Source organism: Pseudoalteromonas sp. Xi13 (assembly GCF_003952205.1).
In the GTDB taxonomy this organism is placed as follows: domain Bacteria; phylum Pseudomonadota; class Gammaproteobacteria; order Enterobacterales; family Alteromonadaceae; genus Pseudoalteromonas; species Pseudoalteromonas atlantica.
The window spans coordinates 498,881-520,601 of the sequence record NZ_CP034439.1 but is presented as its reverse complement, the minus strand read 5'-3'; the positions used below and the strand labels follow the sequence as shown (position 1 = coordinate 520,601).

Sequence of the window (21,721 nt, the reverse complement as noted above, 5' to 3'; positions counted from 1 at the left end):
GTTTGTAAGTCTCTTAAACAGAGTTCAGGTTAGTTAATAAAATGCGGGCTTATAAAAGCCCGCTATATCTTGAGTAATCTAACGGATTACTTTTGCATCCCAATGCGGAAAGTGTTTACGAACTAACGCATTAAACTCAACTTCAAACGCAGAGTACTCGCTTTTAGGCTTGTTGCCTTTTCCATCTAATGGCTTACGTATCATACCCGCACCAACCGTAACGTTAGTTAATCGGTCAATCACAATAAACGCACCAGTATGTTTATTTACATCATACGCATCAAATTGAACAGGCGCTGTTAATGCAAATTGGCAATTACCAATTTCGTTTAGATTTAATTGTGATGCCTCTTGTTGCTCTAGCGTGTTTACATCAACCTTATAGTTAATAACCTCAGCGTATCCATACACCGATTTACTCCCTACTTTAATTTCGTACTCACGGTCTACATGTAAGGCTTCTTCGGTCATCCATACTACGTCTGCTTCAAAGTTATCAGCTGAGTGTGGCTTTTGATGCGGACGTACCAGCATATCACCACGGCTTACATCTATTTCATCTTCAAGCGTTAGTGTAATAGCCATACCTGCAGATGCTTTTTCAAGGTCGCCATCAAAAGTAACAATTGATTTAACCTTACTCTCTTTACCTGAAGGTAGTGAAGCAACCGTATCGCCAACTCTAATATCACCCGCAGCCACAGTACCGCTAAAGCCTCTAAAGTCTAAGTTAGGGCGATTAACATATTGAACTTGCAATCTAAACTCATCATTTTTTGCGTGTTTAACTTGCACAGTATTAAGCAGCTTCATTAACGTTGAACCAGGATACCAGCTCATAGCTTCGCTTTCGTTTACCACATTATCGCCACGTAGCGCCGAAATTGGCACAAAACGTACATCATCAAACGAAAGATCCTGCGCAAACTCGCGGTAATCTTTTTTAATGTTTTGATAAACCGACTGCTCGTAACCTACCGCATCCATTTTATTAATAGCGACAACTACATTTTTAATACCTAATAAAGAGCAAATATAGCTATGGCGACGTGTTTGCACCTGCACACCGTGGCGCGCATCAATTAAAATAATAGCTAAATCACACGTAGAAGCACCCGTTGCCATATTACGCGTGTACTGCTCATGCCCAGGCGTGTCGGCAATAATAAATTTACGCTGATCTGTTGCAAAATAACGGTACGCAACATCAATCGTAATACCTTGCTCGCGCTCAGATTGCAGGCCATCCACTAAAAGAGATAAGTCAAAATCGTTATCAGTGGTATTAAAGCGTTTTGAATCCTTTTCAATGGCAGCCATCTGATCTTCAAAAATCATTTTGCTATCATAAAGCAAGCGGCCAATTAATGTAGATTTACCATCATCCACGCTACCACATGTTAAAATACGTAGCATGTCTTTGTTTTCGTGTACTTTTAAATAAGCTTCAATATCTGTAGCAAGTAAGTTTGGTTGTGTTTGTTCGGTCATTTTAAGTCCTTTATAAGCTATAAGCTATAAGCTATAAGCTATAAGCTATAAGCTATAAGCTATAAGCTATAAGCTATAAGCTATAAGCTATAAGCTATAAGCTATAAGCTATAAGCATTATTCTGTTGCTATTGAGTTTTTTAGGCTATTGATCATAGCGTGTAACTCTTTGGATTCTATAACCCATTCACGGCCAGTATCGTTATTTATATAACCAATTTCTATGCCGATATAAATCTGGGTTCGGGCTTCTGAAAGAGATGAACGTGCAATATCTAAAAAGCGGCACTTTTCTTTATTACTGTCTCTTGTCATCCCTTCTGCTATATTGCTCGGTACAGATAGTCCTGCACGTGTGAGTTGATCTCTAAAGCCATAATCACGTAAGTCTGCTGTTATTTTATAAATTTGTGCGGATAACCTTGCTGAACGTTTCCATACTTCTAGCTTTTCAAAGTTCATAATAATCCTTTTAATAAAGTCATCAGATCTAAGATTTAAAATCTATATAGCACTTGTTTTACTTACAACTTACGGCTTTAAACTTATAGCTTTGTTTTAGAAGTAACCTTCCATTTTTTTCTTCTCCATAGAACCTGCAGAGTCGTTATCAATTACTCGCCCTTGACGCTCAGACGTAGTACAAAGCAGCATCTCTTGAATTATTTCAGGAAGGGTTTGTGCTACAGACTCAACAGCACCCGTTAGCGGGTAGCAACCAAGCGTTCTAAAACGAACCATTTTATTTTGTACTTGTTCGCCCTCTTCAAGCTCCATACGCTCATCATCAACCATAATAAGCGTGCCATCGCGCTCAACTACAGGGCGCTCTTTAGCAAAGTATAATGATGGAATTTCAATACCTTCAAGGTAAATGTACTGCCAAATGTCTAGCTCGGTCCAGTTACTAAGCGGGAACACACGAATGCTCTCACCTTTATCTACTTTACTGTTATAAACATTCCACAGCTCTGGACGTTGATTTTTAGGATCCCAGCGGTGATTTTTATCACGGAAAGAATAAACACGTTCTTTAGCACGCGATTTTTCTTCGTCGCGGCGAGCACCACCAAATGCAGCATCAAAGTTATTCATATCAAGCGCCTGCTTAAGGCCTTGAGTTTTCATAACATCTGTATGCTTTGCACTGCCGTGTACAAATGGGCTCATGCCCATTGCTATACCTTCTGGGTTTTTATGAACAATTAGGTCAAAGTCATACTTTTCGGCCATTTGATCTCTAAACTGGATCATTTCTTTAAATTTCCAGTTAGTATCAACATGCATAAGCGGAAAAGGAATTTTACCCGGGTAAAATGCTTTGCGTGCTAAGTGCAATAAAACCGACGAATCTTTACCTACAGAGTAAAGCATTACCGGGTTATCAAACTCAGCAGCAACCTCACGCATAATATGAATAGATTCGGCTTCAAGCGCCTTTAAATGAGTTAACTTTTCTTCATTCATAATGTTTGTTTATATCCTAATTTGTCAAAATCCATTCTAGCCAATGCTACCGATTCTTTTATTGACCGTTTTAAAACTGCGATGCGCTTATAGTCTAAGTTTAATTATCAACGCATGCAATATGTATACATTTCACGTAACTCACAAGGGTACAGCTAACGTTACCTGCGTGTGTTACGCTAACAAATTTGCCGTTTACAAAAAATTTAACCACCGCGTTGCGCGTTGCGCATCGCTATCCCCCGTATGCGTGAAGCTTGCTCGCGCAAAAAATTAAAACATCAACACTTTTATACAACGCGCCAGCAAGCAAGGCGCCTACAAGTAATTTAACACCGTGCCGCCCGTTGCCCGCGGCCCATCGCTATCACCCGTAGGCGTGAAGCTTGCTCACGCAAGAAATTAAAACATCAACACTTTTATACAACGCGCCAGCAAGCAAGGCGCCTACAAGTAATTTAACACCGTGCCGCCCGTTGCCCGCGGCCCATCGCTATCACCCGTAGGCGTGAAGCTTGCTCACGCAAGAAATTAAAACATCTATACTTTTAAACCAACGCGCCAGCAAGCAAGGCGCCTACAAGTAATTTAACACCGTGTTGCCCATTGCCCGTTGCCCACCTCTATCACCCGTAGGCGTGAAGCTTGCTCGCGCAAAAAATTAAAACATCAACACTTTTATACAACGCGCCAGCAAGCAAGGCGCCTACAAAAAATTTAACCACCGCGTTGCCCGCGGCCCATCGCTATCACCCGTATGCGTGAAGCTTGCTCGCTCAAAAAATTAAAACATCAACACTTTTATACAACGCGCCAGCAAGCAAGGCGCCTACAAGTAATTTCACACCGTGCCGCCCGTTGCCCGCGGCCCATCTCTATCAACCGTATGCGTGAAGCTTGCTCGCGCAAGAAATTAAAACATCTATACTTTAATACCAACGCGCCAGCAAGCAAGGCGCCTACAAGTAATTTAACACCGTGTTGCCCGTTGCCCACCTCTATCACCCGTAGGCGTGAAGCTTGCTCGCGCAAAAAATTAAAACATCAACACTTTTATACAACGCGCCAGCAAGCAAGGCGCCTACAAGTAATTTAACACCGTGTTGCCCATTGCCCGTTGCCCACCTCTATCACCCGTAGGCGTGAAGCTTGCTCGCGCAAAAAATTAAAACATCTATACTTTTATACAACGCGCCAGCAAGCAAGGCGCCTACAAAAAATTTAACCACCGCGTTGCCCGCGGCCCATCGCTATCACCCGTAGGCGTGAAGCTTGCACACGTTAGAAGCTAAGCTTCTCATGGTTTTAAATGTAATAACCAATGTAAAAGCGCTGCTTTTTAAACGCCAGCAAGCTGCGCGTCTACAAACACAAATTTATTTGCTATCTAAACCTATAATCTTTCACTCACTTCCAATGTGACTTATACGGGCCTTTGCGGCCAAGCACGCCATCAACAATGCCTTGAAGCATAAACCCTAAGCGCTTAAGCCTGTTTTTTTGCATAACAGAATTTAAAAAAAGCCTTATAGGCATAAAAAACAAACACCTAACTTTCCAATATGTTGGAACATATGGCCTGCGGCTTAAAAGTAAAATATTTCTAAATTGATAATAAAGCCTAATTGGTGCGCCTACTTTATAAGTAACGCCAATAAATTTACTACGTGAGTCGCCAAGCCTATGCACCATTTCTACATTTTTAGCTTTGGCTATATCAAACCCCATACTGCGAGCGCGCCAGCACCACTCATGGTCTACTCCATCAATAAACAACGACTCGTCTTTTAAACCTATTTGGTCAAGTGCACTTAAATCTATCATCATGCCCGAGGCTATAATTTGCGTAACTCCCACTAGGTCGTCGTACTCAAATACCTCTTTTTGTATTTTAGGGTTAACTTTTTTATCTGAAAAACTACATCTAATGCGCGGGCCAATGGCTACAACGTTTTGTTTAATTTTGTTAGATGCTTTAAGCAAACTACTTAAATTAAACACCATATCGCTGGGGATTAAGCTGTCTTGGTCGAGTAAAATCGCATACTCGCACCCTGCCTTTAATAAATACAGTAAGCCGGCATTATGCGCATGCGCTATGCCAGAGTTATCAGCAAGGTGAATATAATGGTAATGCTTAATTACCTTAGTAAAATCATGCGGGGTTGGGCTATTGTCAACAATAACCACTTCTTCGGTTTGCCCGTATAAACGAGTGAGTAGGCGTTCTGTTAACGCTAAATCGGGCTTATAAACAACTAAAACTGCACCAATCATAATTAATTGTGTTTATTTAAGCCTAATATAAAACGGTCGGCTTTATATGCAACTTTTATAATCCATGAAGGCATCATTCGTAAAATTAATACAAACAACGCATAACAATAATTTTGTAAAGACTTTTGCTTAAGCGAATCCATAGCTAAAAGTCTCGCTTTAAATTCATTTACCGATTTCCCCCTACCCCGGCGCTTATAAAAACCGTTAATGCGCCTAAAGTGAAGTAATGGCTCTTTTACGTTAGCAAACTTACAGCCATCTTCAGCCAGTGCAATCCATAAAAAATAATCTTGTGTGTTACGCATGTTAGGCAAATACCTATGGCCACGTGCAAATACACTATACCTAATTGCCACCGTAGGATGATTAATAGGGCAACGACGCGAAAACGCATACAGCAATTTAGAATGAGTAAGGGGTAACCTGCGAATTCCCGCCCTATTACCTTGCTCATCTACCTCCCAAAGGGCAGAGCCAAGCACGTCAACATCATCATGCTTATCAAGTAACGTCGCTTGTTTTTCAAAACGGTGAGGCACACAAATGTCGTCGGCATCCATTCTAAAAAAGTACCGAGGATTTAATGGTAGGGTCGAGTCAATAATGTAGTTCATACACGCACTTAAACCCTTGTTTGTTGTGCCATGTACAAGCGCTAAGTTGGAGTTTTCTTTTTCTACTTGGGTTAAATAAATAGCTATATCGTCAGCTACTTCACCATCAAGTACAATCATAAATAAATCTGCTGGTAAGGTCTGATTTAAAACGCTTTCAACCGCTTGCTTTACCCATTCTAGTCGGTCGTTAATATAGACAGACATACCACATACTATGCTTACACTACTTGCAATAGGGTAAGTAGATTGCAATATAAACTGATTATTAGTTGCCGATATTGGGATCATACTCTCTCTATAAAAAGATAAAACAACCAAAAAACAGTTATCTACATAGTAAATACAGTGTAGCGTAATTTAATAATTGATTCAAAAAACGTATATTCAATAATAGCGTTGGTTTACACTTTTATTAACTACCTAAAAGACTTAATTGCAAAATTTTCTCTTTTTAGCGTTAAGTTAGGGTTATACGCAGGGTCGGCCGCTATTACATCCGCCCATGTAGTTTGCAAATAAGCAAGTTCAGCGTTAAAGCGCTTAACTTTTTCGGGGGTATCCTCATGCCCGCGTGAAACCGACTCATGATGATACAATACCGCCTCTGCGCAATATAAATTACGCTTACCTAGCTCTCTTACTTTTAAACATAAATCTACGTCATTAAACGCAATAGCCAGCTTTTTTGCGTTAAGGCCACCAACAGCCCAAAAATCTTTGGCTTTAATAAGCAAACAAGCTGCCGTAACCGCACTGTAATTTTGTGTAGCAATCAGGCGATTCATATAACCAAAGTGATCACTAGGAAAATACTTATGGCCATGCCCTGCACCGCCACCATAACCCATAACCACACCTGCATGCTGAATACGATTATCAGAATATAAAAGCTTAGCTCCTACGCAACCTATATCGTCTCGCATAACATGGCTAACCATATTTGTAAGCCAGTTAGGTTCAATAACCTCAATATCGTTATTTACAAGTGCCAGCACTTCGCCGGTGGCATTTTTAGCTGCAAAATTATTTATAGCTGAATAATTAAATTCGCCCGCGTAATTAAGCACCTTTATTTTTGAATGCTTGCTTAATTGGTTAAAGTATTTAAGGCATTCAGGGTCATCAGAGCCATTATCAATGAGTAATATTTCATAGTTACTGTAAGTTGTTTTATTTAAAATAGATTCAATACAGCCTTTTACCAACGCCAAACCATTTCGGGTAGGAATAATAATTGAAACCAATGGCTGTGTATTTAAATGCCAACGTAAGTAAACACTAGGTAAAGCCGACTCCATAACACTAGCAAACGGGGCATATAAAGCGCTTAATTGCTTTTTAGCATTACTAAACTTGGGTAAGTTAGATGGGCGAGAAAGTAATACTTGAGATATATGCTCAACTCTTACCTTAGGGTTACTAATATAACGCGTACACATAAATACACTTAACATAAATGTGTTGAGGGGGAGCTTTGCAGCGCTAAAGTCACCTACGTTTTTAACCCAAATGCCTGAGCTAATATAGCCATTTGTTAGCTGCAAATCGGGGTTCCAACCAGGTTTAAAGTCGGCAAACTCTCTTTGTAGGCTTTTTTCGTTTAAAAAATCGGTATCAACATAGGCAAGCTTAGATGAGCTTGATAACTCAGTAGCTAACACAAACCCCAAATACGGATGCAATACATCACCAGCGAATACAAAAAAGCACGGGCTATTAACTACCTTAGGGGGTAAGCATTCTGTATTTAAGCTAGTAACTACCTTAAAACTTAAAGCACTGTGTAACGATAAAAATTCATTTATTTTAACTGTATTGTTTGCCGAGCAATAAATAACTACATTTGAAAAAGCAGCATGTTGCTCTTTAATACTTTTAAGCGTAGCCAGCAAACTATTAGCGCTGTAATCAGTAACGCACACAATTAACGAGCAATCAGTTTTGCACGTCTCGCCAAAGTGTGTAATTTGCTCAGCAAGGTAGCCGTTATGCTCGTTAATATAATCAGCGTAAGAGCGCTTAAGCTCATCAAGCGTTTGTAGTTGATATAGCAAACCACTTTTATGCAAATTACGACTATACGCAGCAACCAGCCTAGGGTTTTGCTTTACTTTATCCACAAGGCTCTGAGGCAATATACTTAAAAGCGCTTTGACTATTTTTACTGATACTTTTCTAAAAAATTTCAATTACTTCACGCCTTTAAGCTAAGTAGTAACAAGCGTACCTTTAAATAAGCAACTAAGCTAAATCGCTTTCTAAGAAGCCTATTAACACTAACTCTAAATTTACGGTTGCCCTGCGTGTAATTTAAATCATCAAAGCTCTCTATTTTGTAACTATAGCTATTTACAAACGCACGCTTAGTGTATTGCAATAAGTTTGGCACTGCAGCTCTTGGGGGCACAAGCTGAAATAAAACATCCGTAAAAGGAGGTTTATCTTCAACGTTGGGCTGAGCATAAACGCAAAGCGCCAAATTAGTTAGCAAAGCAATATTCTCTTTAGCAATATACCTAAGTACAGAGTCGCATTGCTGCATACTTATTTCTTGTTTATAAAAATTTTGATGTGCTTGATCATGTACAGCTTTTATTAATTTATCGCCATTTGCAAAAGGAGCTTGTTCATTTAACTGCCTTAACCACTTTAAAGATTGTCGCTTATAATCATTAAACTGGTGCTTACCAACAAAAGTAAAACGCGTAACGCCATTACTATATGACTGCAAAATACGGTCTAAAAGGTTTGAATTACTCCCTAACTCATATCTATTAAACCAACGTTTAACCTCTAAAGCCTCAAGCGTATAGCTAGTATTAATACGTTTAGTACAGCTTATATTAGCCACTTCTTCTGCCGGCAAATTTATAGCCGTTAAAAAATCATTAACAATACTATTATTTAAAAATAAATCTTCATGATAAGCGCGTAAAATAAGCCTATCACCAAGTTTACTAGCATAATCACCTAATACTTTTAAAGCGTTCATAGGTAACGAATCTGCTCGTCTTATGGTGGCCACATTACCATGTCTTTTAACGGACTGGTTATAATGAGATTCATGCAATTCTGCAGGGTTTCTTACATAAGCAATACAGCGCACATTGGGCAGATTATTTACTAAAGGCAATAAACGATGGAAAAAAAACTCCGAGCTCAATAATAATGTATGACAGTTATTTGCAGCCGTTTTATTTTTAAGCTCTTCTATACGCTTTAGGTTTAACTTGTAATCACCTTTAAGAGGGTCAAATACAGATAAAAAATTGCCAGAACTAATACCGTTGCTATCTTCTTTGTGCTGCGGGTAAAAAATTCCATGCGTTCTTAAAAAGTCAGTATTATCTTTTAACCACTTTTGTATAGCCGATGTACCTGTTTTTGGCGGGCCAATATGTATAATTAAATTAACCGTGTTTATAAAGACCTCCAAACACATAGTTGCAAGAGTAGCGCAATATACGAAGCTTTTATATTTTAAGTCTATGACTTAACTTAAACCTATAAATTCATTACCGCAGCAGCCAACTCTAGCCAAATCTTAAATAACTAAGCCTAATGTACACCGCAATTTTAAAACTTAATGCACTTTAAAATGCGGTTTTTCAAGCCCCAAGGTTTAGCAGCGTGAGTAGCTTTACTGACCTGACTTTGTTTGTAATGAACACTTAAAATTTTATTTATTTTTTCGTCTTTTAAGTTACCTAGCACTTTGGCCACAGCCTGTGGTTTTTTAGCAAGTAAATTAGGCAGCATTAACTTTAATTGCTCTGCTTTTTTTTCAACTGTATTCTGTGCGTCCAAAATATATTTATCAATATTACATTCTTTTAAAAACTGCTTTTTATTTTCAATATATTCTGCGTAAAGTTGCTGTTCAAAACTATAGCTTTGAAGATTTTCATTATTAATGTAGCCATACCCATTTCGGTTTAATTTAATAGGAAAATCCCCCTCAGGGTTACCACGATACAACGCAGCTAAGTACTCCACCTCAGATCTAAACATTCTATGAAAAATAAACGTATGCTTAAATGAATTAATATTAACCGCTACATGCTGAGGTAGATTTGGCTGGCACTTAAACGCCTCCCCATCTACTAACGTAACCTTACTTAACTCATTCATTATCGGCACATGTAAACGTATTTGTTTTATATTTTTAATCGCAGAAACGTTAATAATACTTTTACCTAAAGCATGTACCTTACCCGTTAATCTTTGTGGCAATGCTAAAAATGGTGTAGTTACAGCTCCTTCGTTAAGCCATTCAAATACAATTAAATCTTGGCCTTTATCGCAGCTAATTAAAAAGTCATTTATACAAGTGTAACGCTGCGACACCCAATACTCGTCAACATCTAAAAATAGTAAATGCGTTATATCAGGCTCAATAGAGCTAAGTGCTTGCATATAACATATATGCTGCAGGTTTTTTTTTGATGGCGGTGGGAGCTGATCAATCCAATCAGCATGGCTAAAAGTAACATTTTCATGTAATTGACTAATGCTATTTAAAACCTTAGCAGAGTCATCACTTGTTCGGTTTATATAAACATGTATTTCAGCAAAGCCAAAAAACAAGTGATGCTGAATCCAATCAGCTAAATATGCAGACTCATCTTTTGCTACCGCAACTAGCTTAACTTTATGGTGCATATTAATTTAAAAGCCCTAGTAAGCAGGAATATCTTTGTATACTTTATCAGTAAACAATTCATCTTGAGATAGAAATTCCCTTGCAACACGCTTGTTTGGCCCATTAAAGTTATTATCAATTGCCCTAAGCTCACCGGCAGTTAAAAACACTCGCTTTGGTTTATCATCAACCGCTTTATTGCCTATTTCACTTATAAGGTTATCGCGTATATGAGTATACTGAGGTACGTCGTTTATCTGTACAGTTCGCTCTTGCATTAGCATTAATGCGCTTGTTGGCAGTGAGGGATTAACAACAACGTTATCATGTGAACTTTTAAGGCTTAAATTAAATAGCGCTAAAAAGTCATCAACAACAGTATCGCTATAAGGCACAACTAAAATATTCTCCTTACCTACTTTAGGCACCCACCTGTTAAGTTGCTGAAAGTAATTTAACTTAGGAAAATTATTTAACGCCATTTGAAAAAAGCGCCCTTTAAACCTAACGTTAGGATCTTTTACTAGCTGGTTAAATAGTGAGAGTAGTAAATCAGACTGGCGCCTTACAGTGCCAATCACCACCACTTTTTTAAACTTTTTAACCCATTCCTGAAAACGGGGGTTATTAAAATAAAAAGGCGAAAGTTCGCTCGAAACCAGTGCAGAATGGCAACCTTCACTTAGCATTTCCTGTTCAAGCATTTCAAGCACTTCTGGTATTTTGTATTTAGCAGGGTAACCGTGTATTGGCGCAAATGCTAACGCAAAATGATGATGCGCTTGGTCGTTCATTTGCAAAGTTTTAGAATATAAAACCCCTTGCGCTTTTAGTTCGCTTTGCTGTAAATCAAGCTGGTATTGAATTGCAGACGTACCCGTTTTAGACCAGCCAATATGCAAATATAAAGTTTCAAACATTAATACTACTCACCTAAAAATCCAAATCGGCCAAAGTCGCTTATCAGCGGGCCCCATTTTAATATTTGTGCCTCATTTAAACCTTGTTCACCTACAAATGGGTTAACAAAGCCACCGGCCTGCCATTTATCAAGCGGGTTTAAAATATGCAAATTCTGTAACCCAAAATCACCGGGTATTTGTGCATCAGCCACGGCGTTATCGCCAACATGTATAAAACGTTGCCCTTCGGGTAAGTTCTCTTTTATATGCTGCCATAGTGTTCCACTATCTTTGCGTTTACCTAAATCGCTAGATACAAGTAAATCAAACCCCACACTAATGCCCACTTTAGCCAGCATAAGTGTAACCTGATCTTTTGTGTAATAGGTATCTGATGCAACCGTTACTTGTTTACCGGCTAAAATAAGCTCGTTAAAAATATCGACCATTTCATCTTTTGGTAAAATCATTTGTAAGTCGTAAGCAAACTCTTGCTCCGCAAGGTTATGAGCTTGCTCGTTGCTCCACCCCAGTTGCTTAGCTAAATAGTCGTAGGTTTCAAAAATAATTACATCACCAACAAAGTTTTTAGCTTTACGTACCTCAAACTCAGCGGTGTTACGCATTTTAACAAATTCATGGGCATTACTTACCAGCCCTTTTTGCACTAATGATTTACCTAAAAGTAATTTAGCATAATCGGGCACATAGTATTCACGCCTTACTAAAGTATCAAATACGTCAAAACTTATATGCTCAAAATTATTAAGCTGATTTTTAAGCCCCTCGGCAGTATTAACATACTGCGCCAAAATATAGCTTGTATCGTGTGTAAATTGGCCAGTTTTAGGGTAGTAAAAAAGCTGCTTGTAGCCATTTTTTTCAACAAGTAGTCCAAGCATACGCTCAAGGGCATGTAGCTCAGAGCCATCGTTAGGTAAAGGCTCACCTGGGAAGTCATCGTAATTATATTCTTTATTTAAAAGCTGCTTTAGCGCCTCCGGCCTTGCCCAAAACATACCACCAGCAGGGTAAGCTAAAAAGTCATCAGTTAATTCTATGTCCCACTCTTTAGCAAACCTTTGTGCCACGGGTTTATTTTTAAGCCAATGGTTTACCCAATCGGGCATCATCCAAAACGAAGTAGGGTAATACATACCGCTTTTGGGATTATCGTTAAAATGATTAAGCACTTGCTTAATAACGTGCTGGTCGTTTAAAAGGTACTCACCCAAGTAATCAGCCCACTGGGTTTGCGCACGTCCCGAATATAACGACTTTTTAGAGTGCATATGGCAAAACAAATCATAGTTTTGCAACTCGCTTGCAAACTCAACAAGCATAGGAGCAAAGTTTCGGCCGTGGTTAGGCACTACCTTTACTACAACCTTGTTTACCTTTGAACACGCTTTAAAATCGTGTATTGCTTTTTTAGCAAGCTCGTCACTAGCAACACTTACAAATACATCAACCGATTGCGAAAACTTAGCTAACGCTTTGCAGTAATAATCTATAAATTCACCATAAAACACATGAAAACACATCGCTAATTTAAGTGATGTTGGCTCACCGTTGGCACTACTTGCTATCGCTTTCGGGTGCCACTTAGCTTTGGCTGGCAAAGCTAAACGACCTTCATCTTTACCGTGCGCCAAATAATGCACTAATGCGTGTTCACCGCTTAAATAAATATCGGTGTTACATTTGTAGTAAAGCTCGGTATCAAAGTTTTTACTTGGGTTTACGCAGCTAAAAATACCTTTGTGTAAATAATCTTCAAATGCTTCTTGCTCACAGCTAAATGTTCGGCTCTGTTGTGCGGAGTAATATTTTGCATCAAACAGCTTCAACAACTTAGCTTTTCTAAGGAGCTTGCTCGCTTTTTTAGAAGAGTAAGCCGTTTTCTTTGAACGAAAAGCAAAATACCTAAGCTTAATTAGACGGTGCTCTAATGCTTTAGTAGCTCTAAATAAAATCGGGGTGTTTTTAAAAAAGCTAAATACCCTAGGAAATGTGCGCTTTATATATTTTTTTATTGTCACTTATTTAAACCAAAAAACTGTAATGCGTTAACCGTACCGTTGCCGGTTACATCGTCATCAATATCAAAAATATGTGCTAGGGAGTGCGGTATCATGTGGGGTTTGCTTAAATAGCTATTTAATAGCATTTCGAGCTCGCTTTTTGTAAACGTAATATTGTGCTTTGCTGCGTGCTCAACATAATCAAGGGCTCCTGCCATTACTTGCTCTAAAATATAGAAATACTTTTGGGATGCCACCTTACGCCCGTAATAAAAATCAAATTGCTTTAAATTATTACCACTCTTATTAAAGGTGTTAAAGCGTATATCTCTAAACTGGCCATTGGGCGCAGTTAATAGCGACTCTAAAAACATAGAGCGATCAAGTGGTAAGTAACCTTCGCCTATTTTTACCCCTTCTTTCAAGTAGCCTTTCATTGTAGCTGTACAGCCCTCAATGGAATGAACCCCAGGGTTAGACGCTATCAAATAATGTCCATACGTATTTTTATTAAGGAGTATACCTAGCAAACTTTGAATAGTACCTGAGTAACCTAAATCAACTATATGTAGGGTTTGTTGCTTAGTAACACCAAGCTGCTCCAAATACGCTAAGTAAGCTTTTTTAGTCGGTGCAAGTAATGTTTTTAGTTCAGCTTTGTGGGCATTAAATATATCAATTACACTTTGCTTATCGGTTTCTAAGTCAATAATTTTAGCTAAAAGTGCTGGCGAAAAAGTACGGGTTATTTCATCGTGGTTTAAAATAAAACGGCTTTGTAATAATTCGCTAAAAGTGCCTTTAAAGCCACTTTTAAGCGAATACGAAAAGCTACGTTCATCATCAAGTAAAAGCTTAAATAAAAAAGCACGCGACGCTAATAAATACTCACTTTGTGCATTTATGGCAGCACCAGTACAGAAACGTTTGAAAGCACGCTCGAGCCAATAGCCCTCACGGGCTAGAAAATATAAGGGCGAATCCATACTGCAGCTATTAGATAAAGATAACTGAAAAAAACTACACACTGGTCCTAAAAAAGATATATGCGTACTCTCATGCGTAAAATAAAAACCTTTGTTTAACATTCAGCTCTCAAAATAATCTCAGATTAATTCATAACATCAGGTAATTTGAATTTATTCTCAACTTCAATAATTTCAAAGTCCCCTTTTTTAGGAAATTTAAATAGCTCCCCAAATTTCCAATGCTCTAGCTGAAGCAAAACCTCATTCATAAACTCAACTTTATGGGCATTGGATGAATTACTTAATTTTGACTTAAAATTATCCGCACGAATAAAATTCATATGGTGCATAACTAATGTATGCTCCTCAAATAACTTAAAATTACCTTCTTTGTTAATAACCCTTCTTGTAGGATCAACATTATCAACCGGAAAGTACCCACCCCTTTTAAACTCAGTATTGCTATCTAGCCGACAAATAAAGCTGACATTAGTCTTGTCTTTTCGCAGAGAACGATAAGTTGGCTTCTTTAAATAAAAATAACTTGGGCATGCAGAATATGAAATATCATGTTTCAAAATATATCGTTTGGCAGCATTAAACTCCTTACGATCATAAAATTCGTCAGTGTCCATTATCAAAAAGTGAGTGCAACTATTATTTCGTGCTAACCTTTCTCCTAACTTTCTCTTTTTGAATTCATTCTCACTGGGTGAAAGAGAGAGATCAGGAGTGTACAAGCTTACATCATCAACTAAACCGTTTTGAATAATTTTGTTCAAAATGCTTTTTGCCCTTAAAGACATTGCATTACCATGGTTAGATATATCTTGATATACAATTGAGATGTGCTCAGCCACTTTCCTCATATTAAATACAGTTTGATAGAAATATTCCTCACCATTAAAAAAATTAAATGAGATAGAAAGTTTCATTTCATTTTTTTTACTATTATCAAACGTACTTTTATAATTCAGTTTATCAGTAAGACTTTTAACTTTATCGCTAAGCATTTTATTTTTTAGTAACAGCTTCTCGTATATTGCGGCATCTTGAAAAAAGTTAAATGCGCACTCTGAATTATAATTTTCTATATCTTCAACTCTACTTAAAAGCTGATTTAAGTTTTTATTTAAAGAATATTTATTTTTTGCTAATTCTTTAAAAAACTCTATATCGTATTGCTTAAAACCATTTTTTATTTCCTTTACTATTTCATCTGCAGTTGGCTGACGTCGACTTGCACGACCAGAGTAATTAAATCTCTCTTCCGCTAAATAGTTGTCTTTATTTAAAAATCCGCCCCCCCCAAACTTATCATACAAAAAAACAGGCACCCCTAAAGCCATACAATGTTGTACTGTTCTCCCCATAGTAACTACTACATCAAAACCTAATAAAAGCTGAGGAGTAATCAACCTAGAATTACCAAATTCTGTACGCCCCAAAAAAGTCACGCTAATCTCATTTAAACTTAAAAGCTTTTTAAGCTCTGTGTGCAATGAACTCGAATGGTTCGTTATTATTGCAACTTTACTAACTTTAGTAGGTAAAGCCTTAGTAGGTACATCACAAAAAAAACTGTCGGCTACTGAGTTAGGGAAGACCAAACTGTCATCCTTACAGACATAACCATGGTTAAAATAGTGCTCAAAAGTCTCTTGTGAGTTAAAGCAGCCCAGTCCAAAAATCCCCTTATTTATAACTGGTGGTGTCTCAAACGGTTCCGAAGGGCCAAGAGAAAAGTAAATCAACTTTTTTGGTTTAAAGCCATTCTTTAGCAAAGCTTTGATTGTAAAAGGATGAAACGCTATAGCTAAATCAATCGTTTCATAAAGTTCATGCGGTAAGCTCCCTACAAATACTTTTACATCTAACCCACTAAAGCAGCTCTGTATAGGATAAGAGTACTCTCTAGTTACGATAACTATTTCGTGACTTTGTTTTATTAGCTCTTGAGTAAAATCAAGTACCATACATTCCGATCCGGAGAACCTTACTAAGCTATAACAAGATAAAAGAACTTTCAAAGCAACTCTCTTAAGCTAATGATAATATTATTGAGTAACATAGCCATTAGCTAGTATACAAATAATTATATAGGCTTTCAGCATCATTAACTTCGTCAAGCATAACTACTTGAGCCTTACTACCGTACAACTCGCTTATAGTTTTTTTCAATTTGGAGATATCATCAAGAAAATAAAACTCATTATCTATCTGCATGTATTTATAGTTTTGTGTATTACCAATGACAAACAAAATTCGCTCTGCCTTATTACATAATGTCATCATACGCTTTATTCTTTTAGTTAATACAGCATTTACTTCAGATAAATTAGTATTCACATCATAAATACCTTTGGATTTTTCTACACTTGCTTTTCTATGCCAATTATAATGCGCAAGTACAAACCCATTTTCATTATCTAAAGTATAATATCCATAAGTACTATCTAAATACCGACCCAGATTATTTCCTTGTTCAACAGCTTTATTAATTTCATTATAGTTAGACACAGCGAACTTAATACCTTGCCCATATTTAGTACTTAAATACTTTTCATCCTTTATGCATACATTGTGGCTTTTAACGTTTAAATTAACTTTACCTTTGATTAAAACATTAGCTACTGAATCAGGCGGGAAAAAACCACTATCAAAAGGCATGCTTGGCTGGCTAAACTTTAGTCTTTTATATAAAATACCCTTTGTATAACATCTAAAACCAGCAGGTATAAGCGCAAGCTCTCCGGAGAATAATGCAGACCGAATTAACACTTCTTTCTCTGAGAAGTTAAATTTGCAATTATCTTCATCTAAAAGTACGTGCTTTATTCTTAACGCATTATTTGCGTCGCCTAGTTTTATATATAGCTCACTAAGCTGAAAAAAATACATAGAATTGTCGTTATCAATATTGATAGCAACTACGATATGATGTATTGCTTTATCAATTAAACCTTGAACTTCAAATAACTTGCTTAACCTAAAATTACATCTATGTGAAGTATTATCAATTTTTAAGCTAAATTTATATTCTTCTTCAGCTTTATCATAGCGCTTGTCTCTAAAGTAAAAATTACCTAATAACTCGTGATACTTAGGATTTTGTGAGTCAGACTTTAGAGCACTATTAATACAATCAAGACTCTCTTTAAGCTTCCTTTCTTTGTTTAACAATAAAGCAAGACGATAATATGCCTCCCCATACTTTGGAGAAATAGAGATGGCCTTATGAAAATACTTAATAGCTTCACTATCAATTTTCTCCTTTTGATATATGACGCCTAGCTGGAAATAGGTTTTACCTAGGTTTTTGCTACACTTTATGTCTTCTTCTAATTTTTTTACTTTTAGTAAAGCATCTTCATTCATGGGTAACGAACCTTAGTAAAACTCAACAAAATTGCATTAATTTGACAAGTAATGCTTCATTTAGAGCCTTATTATTCTCGACTATCTTTGGAATAGACTCTTTAAACTCAACCGGATATTTTCTATTGTTTAGATTTGCTAAGATATTTCTTATAGTAATTTGGCTCACTTTATAATCTGATGCAATTAATTTATATTGAAATTTCTCATAATCATTTAGAGAAAGGTATTCCAAGCTTTCAACCCAAACTCTATCTACCTCTTTTAGGATACAATCCATAGGTACATGTTCTATGCAAAGCTTGTTAAAAAAATGTTTTATTCCATATATAGTATTAAATGCAGAAATACTTCCATGTCCAGAATACTTCAAATCACATGGAATAAGAGATGTATTTTCGAGAATCACTTTTGCATGCTTACCATCTATATGGTCACTATCAAAAAAGATAATACCGGCTTGATTTTGCAAGTCACCTTTTAAAATCTCACTTTTAAAAGGTAAAAGAAGTTTCGACTCAACCTGCCAACGCTTGTCGTTAATCTGGCTCATAAAACAAGTGTCTAAAGACGCTTGAGGTGAAAAAGAAAATGCATAAGAAGCATTCAAATGATTTGCAAAATTTAAAGCTGCAAACCCTCCCATAGAGGAGCCATACGTGAAGACTAAACCTTTCATGCGTTTTAAAACTACATTTAGACTTGTAATGGCTAACCTGCTCACACCTTGATACCAATCATTTTTATTACTTACAAAAGATATATAATTAAAATCTAACTTCTGAAAAGCATTTTTTCCAAATTCTCGATTAAAATTTCGTACAGTGCTATATGATTCTTCTCTATTAGAAAAAGCCACAAGCGTTGGGAAGTTAATATTTTTATTATAAAGTTTAATGCAATAGTTATTATCTTTAAATACTTCTTCGTACTCTTCCATACATCAGTTGCCTTTAAGAATTTAAGATCATATTGTACTGCTTCGCTATAGTGTAAATTGAATTATGATGCTTCAAAGCATTTGTTAGCTCCAAAGCATGCAACAGACACTCCTGCCCCATGACTTCATCCTCTAATTTCAAATACCCCTCACCTAAAAGGAGATAAGCATTAAAATCTTCAGGCCAAACATTAACTACATTATGTAGGCACTGTATAGCTTCATTTATACACCCCTTGTCTAACTTATTTCTAGCGGCAGTAATTAGCTCCTCTCTCTTCCCTCCTTTAATTTTAGAAGATAGCCTTTTATCTACTAAAAAACTTGCTGCGACTCGGTGCAATCTTTTTTCTTCTTGTTTAGCTACTGCTTCGATCACCATTAATAAGGCTCTATACTCAAAGCTAAAATAAAAAAAGATATCTCTGAACTTTTTATGTTCAATTAGCTTTAAAAATCTATCTTTATAACGATTAACACCCCAGTTAAAAGTATCACCAATAAGATATTCATCTCCTCTATTTACACTATACCTACCAACTGAATCACGATTTAAAGAAATATGAATGCCACACAACGGTCTATGCCTAAAGTGAGTAGGTACCATATAACCTTTACGTGTCATTATTTCATAAAGTACATTTTCATCGTTTCTTGCATTTAGGTTAATATCTTCTAAATCAGGTAGAGGATACATTTTTTCAAATGGGCAAAAGTGTAATCCGGTTAAGCGAGGAAATTGCGTACTCTCAGTACCTTTTCGTATAATGTTACTAAATGGAAGGTTATGTTCATCCATAAACCCTTTGTGTAATTCCAAAATATCCTCAAAGATTAGGACATCAATGTCGCCTATATACACGTAATCAGATTCTGTAACAGGCTCCTCAATGAAACGTACAACATGTGGTTTACATTTCACTTTATTTTTAACAGTTAACGATTGTCTAAACACTACTTGTCCTGGAAAAATCTCTTCGAGAGCCTTAATTCCATCACCGTATTCATCTATAAATAGCTTTAAGTCTTCTAGAATTATTTCTACTCTAGAATTCGGGTTTGCATTTAAGGCAAAAAAAGCGTAAGGAAGAGCAAATAAGCTATATGCATTATTTGCATATGTAAAAAAAAGTAATCTAGGCATACTATTCTCATTTTAAAGGCGGTTGATATAAACGCATTAAATACAGGGTGTTTGAAAACGCTATAAACCAAATAGCTCAAAGTATAGTGATTTATTAGCTTTTTCTTTAATATACTGCTCTTGTCCTTCAAAAATAAGTTTGCTTTTATTTTTAATATGACTTACGTACTTTTCTTGTAACTTTTTATGCTCAAGTATCAGCTCTTCATTATCAGATAAATCTAAATATCTAATGATCTTTAGCATTTCCTCATCACATGCATAGGACTCGGAGTCAAAAAGCTTGCTATAACTAACTATACAAATATTTTTGTTTTCACTTTTCGCTTTTGCAGCAATTAATAAAGATTGATTCCATATTTCTACCGCTTTTTTATAATTATTCTCTTCTGGCCACTTATCCTTTGGATTACTCGCCCTAACATTAAATGATGATGCCACATCCTCTATATCCCTCATTATAAATAGAAACCGACCGTCCTCACCAAAGTTTTCAAAAAGTGATGGCCAAAATTTATATAGTTGAGGATATTTATCGCCAACAATGGAGCTACCATCAAATTTATTTGATAACTTTTGATAAAAATCGACATACTTGCCGTTTTTATCATCTATATTAGTTTGAGTGGAATCAAATCTAAAAAAATTATCTTTGGTAAACATTTCTTTTGTTACAGACTTTTTACTATAACAAAATTTAAACCTTTCCATCCCTATTGCTACTCGTTCATGTGTTGAAAGTAGCTCTGTGAGAGCAGAAGTTCCTGAGCGAGGGGCACCACCGATAAACAAATATTTCATAACTAACCTTATATAGAACTAAACAATTTAACTTCTGAAATTGCAGCTTTTCTAACCGAAAAATTTTGTGAACGATCTATAGCTTGTTGCTGTAATTCAACTTTTTGGTCTACTGGTAAATCGATAAACTTGGAAATGGTATTATAAATTTCCACTTCATCTCGTGGGTCCACAGCAAAGCCATTTTCATTATGCTTTATGTACTCATCAGTACCACCAAAAACGGGAACTAATGATACACAGCCACACGCCATGGCTTCTAGGCCGGTACGCCCAAATGCCTGATAGTCAGATAAATCTATGAATAAATGACTTTTTCGTAGCAAGCCCGACACTTGGTTTCTTGTTAGTACACCATGATTGTAATATTCAAAGTCACTTGTAAGGTTATTATCAAAAATAGCCTCGTCGGTACAGCCAAATACATTAATGTTTACTTGATGACCGAATTGCTCTTTGATATTTTTTAAAATACGCATAGTTCGCTCTGGTGCACGGCGCGGTGTACTAGGGCGTACCATTGCTGAAATCCATATTTGTGATTCTGATTTATTTAAGCCTGGGTAATACACATCATGGTCTATGCTTGGCGCTACTTTTTTTACTTCTATGCCATGGTTTTCAGTTATAACATTACGTATCCAGTCTGTTTTGGCAAATACTGTCATATTTGGCAACATTGTATAACTTGCATGGGCCTCGGCCCACAATGGGTTCTCTGGCAACACAAATAAGGGCTCGTAATCTTGTGCGTAATAGGCTACACGCGGTTTGTTTTTAACTTTTTCTAGCGCATTTTTTACTAAGCGGACAGAAGTAAAAATAGTACATATTACAGTTGTTGCATTTGCTATATGGTCGGCGAGGCTCTGCTCGTCAAAAAACTCAACAACATTACGGCTAACATTTGGCATATCGCTGTAACAGGTTAAAAAGCTAGGGTAGTTTTCACGATTAACCGCAATTTTAGTTTCAACTCCCATTTTATTTAATTCGTTTACTTCTTGTGCTACTGAGTGCGCCCCACCACCACCACCTTTAACAGGTAGTACGTATAATAATTTCAT

General features: G+C 36.8%; 17 protein-coding genes. All 17 read right to left on the bottom strand.

The window, feature by feature from the left end; genetic code table 11:
• Positions 1–78: 78 nt before the first annotated feature.
• The 17 genes from cysN to EJ103_RS02190 all read right to left on the bottom strand — a co-directional run bounded on the left by cysN (position 79) and on the right by EJ103_RS02190 (position 21,721).
• A complete protein-coding gene (cysN, locus tag EJ103_RS02270; protein WP_126005836.1) occupies positions 79–1,491 on the bottom strand; it encodes a sulfate adenylyltransferase subunit CysN in 1,413 nt (470 codons plus the stop codon).
• 117 nt (positions 1,492–1,608) lie between these two features.
• Positions 1,609–1,953, bottom strand: a complete 345-nt coding sequence (locus EJ103_RS02265; RefSeq protein ID WP_126005834.1) for a four helix bundle protein — start codon at positions 1,951–1,953, stop codon at positions 1,609–1,611.
• Positions 1,954–2,049: 96 nt separating this feature from the next.
• On the bottom strand, positions 2,050–2,958 hold the full coding sequence (gene cysD / locus EJ103_RS02260; protein ID WP_029773230.1) for a sulfate adenylyltransferase subunit CysD: 909 nt from the start codon (positions 2,956–2,958) through the stop codon (positions 2,050–2,052).
• Between the two features lie 1,407 nt (positions 2,959–4,365).
• Entirely contained in the window at positions 4,366–5,235 is an 870-nt protein-coding gene (locus EJ103_RS02255; protein ID WP_064386129.1) for a glycosyltransferase family 2 protein, read from the bottom strand.
• A 2-nt stretch (positions 5,236–5,237) separates the two neighbouring features.
• Positions 5,238–6,143 (bottom strand): glycosyltransferase, encoded by a 906-nt coding sequence (locus EJ103_RS02250; protein ID WP_064386131.1) that lies wholly within the window; start codon positions 6,141–6,143, stop codon positions 5,238–5,240.
• 128 nt (positions 6,144–6,271) lie between these two features.
• Positions 6,272–8,044, bottom strand: coding sequence for a glycosyltransferase (locus EJ103_RS02245; protein WP_126005832.1), 1,773 nt, complete (start codon positions 8,042–8,044; stop codon positions 6,272–6,274).
• Between the two features lie 5 nt (positions 8,045–8,049).
• Positions 8,050–9,297, bottom strand: coding sequence for a hypothetical protein (locus tag EJ103_RS02240; protein WP_241232292.1), 1,248 nt, complete (start codon positions 9,295–9,297; stop codon positions 8,050–8,052).
• Positions 9,298–9,431: 134 nt separating this feature from the next.
• Positions 9,432–10,517, bottom strand: coding sequence for a glycosyltransferase family 2 protein (locus tag EJ103_RS02235; protein WP_126005827.1), 1,086 nt, complete (start codon positions 10,515–10,517; stop codon positions 9,432–9,434).
• Positions 10,518–10,532: 15 nt separating this feature from the next.
• Positions 10,533–11,417 carry a hypothetical protein gene (locus EJ103_RS02230; protein WP_126005825.1) on the bottom strand — a complete coding sequence of 295 codons (885 nt, stop codon included), beginning with the start codon at positions 11,415–11,417 and terminating at the stop codon, positions 10,533–10,535.
• A gap of 5 nt (positions 11,418–11,422) precedes the next feature.
• A complete protein-coding gene (locus EJ103_RS02225; protein ID WP_126005823.1) occupies positions 11,423–13,441 on the bottom strand; it encodes a rhamnan synthesis F family protein in 2,019 nt (672 codons plus the stop codon).
• Complete coding sequence (locus EJ103_RS02220) at positions 13,438–14,409, bottom strand: HAD family hydrolase (RefSeq protein ID WP_241232291.1); 972 nt, start codon at positions 14,407–14,409, stop codon at positions 13,438–13,440. The genes EJ103_RS02225 and EJ103_RS02220 overlap by 4 nt, the downstream gene beginning before the upstream one ends.
• 125 nt (positions 14,410–14,534) lie before the next feature.
• Positions 14,535–16,367 carry a hypothetical protein gene (locus EJ103_RS02215; protein ID WP_126005819.1) on the bottom strand — a complete coding sequence of 611 codons (1,833 nt, stop codon included), beginning with the start codon at positions 16,365–16,367 and terminating at the stop codon, positions 14,535–14,537.
• 100 nt (positions 16,368–16,467) lie between these two features.
• A complete protein-coding gene (locus EJ103_RS02210) occupies positions 16,468–17,769 on the bottom strand; it encodes a tetratricopeptide repeat protein (RefSeq protein ID WP_126005817.1) in 1,302 nt (433 codons plus the stop codon).
• A 22-nt stretch (positions 17,770–17,791) separates the two neighbouring features.
• Positions 17,792–18,709, bottom strand: coding sequence for an alpha/beta hydrolase-fold protein (locus tag EJ103_RS02205; RefSeq protein ID WP_126005815.1), 918 nt, complete (start codon positions 18,707–18,709; stop codon positions 17,792–17,794).
• Positions 18,710–18,722: 13 nt separating this feature from the next.
• A complete protein-coding gene (locus EJ103_RS02200) occupies positions 18,723–19,853 on the bottom strand; it encodes a hypothetical protein (protein WP_126005813.1) in 1,131 nt (376 codons plus the stop codon).
• A 60-nt stretch (positions 19,854–19,913) separates the two neighbouring features.
• Positions 19,914–20,654 carry a sulfotransferase gene (locus EJ103_RS02195; protein ID WP_126005811.1) on the bottom strand — a complete coding sequence of 247 codons (741 nt, stop codon included), beginning with the start codon at positions 20,652–20,654 and terminating at the stop codon, positions 19,914–19,916.
• Positions 20,655–20,662: 8 nt separating this feature from the next.
• A complete protein-coding gene (locus EJ103_RS02190) occupies positions 20,663–21,721 on the bottom strand; it encodes a glycosyltransferase (RefSeq protein ID WP_004585816.1) in 1,059 nt (352 codons plus the stop codon).

Excerpts from the sequence above, each read along its gene's own strand:
- EJ103_RS02250 (WP_064386131.1), bottom strand. The coding sequence starts at position 6,143 with ATGATCCCAATATCGGCAACTAATAATCAGTTTATATTGCAATCTACT.
- EJ103_RS02255 (WP_064386129.1), bottom strand. The coding sequence starts at position 5,235 with ATGATTGGTGCAGTTTTAGTTGTTTATAAGCCCGATTTAGCGTTAACA.
- EJ103_RS02240 (WP_241232292.1), bottom strand. The coding sequence starts at position 9,297 with ATGTGTTTGGAGGTCTTTATAAACACGGTTAATTTAATTATACATATT.
- EJ103_RS02190 (WP_004585816.1), bottom strand. The coding sequence starts at position 21,721 with ATGAAATTATTATACGTACTACCTGTTAAAGGTGGTGGTGGTGGGGCG.
- EJ103_RS02230 (WP_126005825.1), bottom strand. The coding sequence starts at position 11,417 with ATGTTTGAAACTTTATATTTGCATATTGGCTGGTCTAAAACGGGTACG.
- EJ103_RS02265 (WP_126005834.1), bottom strand. The coding sequence starts at position 1,953 with ATGAACTTTGAAAAGCTAGAAGTATGGAAACGTTCAGCAAGGTTATCC.
- EJ103_RS02200 (WP_126005813.1), bottom strand. The coding sequence starts at position 19,853 with ATGCCTAGATTACTTTTTTTTACATATGCAAATAATGCATATAGCTTA.
- EJ103_RS02235 (WP_126005827.1), bottom strand. The coding sequence starts at position 10,517 with ATGCACCATAAAGTTAAGCTAGTTGCGGTAGCAAAAGATGAGTCTGCA.
- cysN (WP_126005836.1), bottom strand. The coding sequence starts at position 1,491 with ATGACCGAACAAACACAACCAAACTTACTTGCTACAGATATTGAAGCT.
- EJ103_RS02220 (WP_241232291.1), bottom strand. The coding sequence starts at position 14,409 with ATGGATTCGCCCTTATATTTTCTAGCCCGTGAGGGCTATTGGCTCGAG.
- EJ103_RS02215 (WP_126005819.1), bottom strand. The coding sequence starts at position 16,367 with ATGGTACTTGATTTTACTCAAGAGCTAATAAAACAAAGTCACGAAATA.
- EJ103_RS02210 (WP_126005817.1), bottom strand. The coding sequence starts at position 17,769 with ATGAATGAAGATGCTTTACTAAAAGTAAAAAAATTAGAAGAAGACATA.
- cysD (WP_029773230.1), bottom strand. The coding sequence starts at position 2,958 with ATGAATGAAGAAAAGTTAACTCATTTAAAGGCGCTTGAAGCCGAATCT.
- EJ103_RS02205 (WP_126005815.1), bottom strand. The coding sequence starts at position 18,709 with ATGGAAGAGTACGAAGAAGTATTTAAAGATAATAACTATTGCATTAAA.
- EJ103_RS02195 (WP_126005811.1), bottom strand. The coding sequence starts at position 20,654 with ATGAAATATTTGTTTATCGGTGGTGCCCCTCGCTCAGGAACTTCTGCT.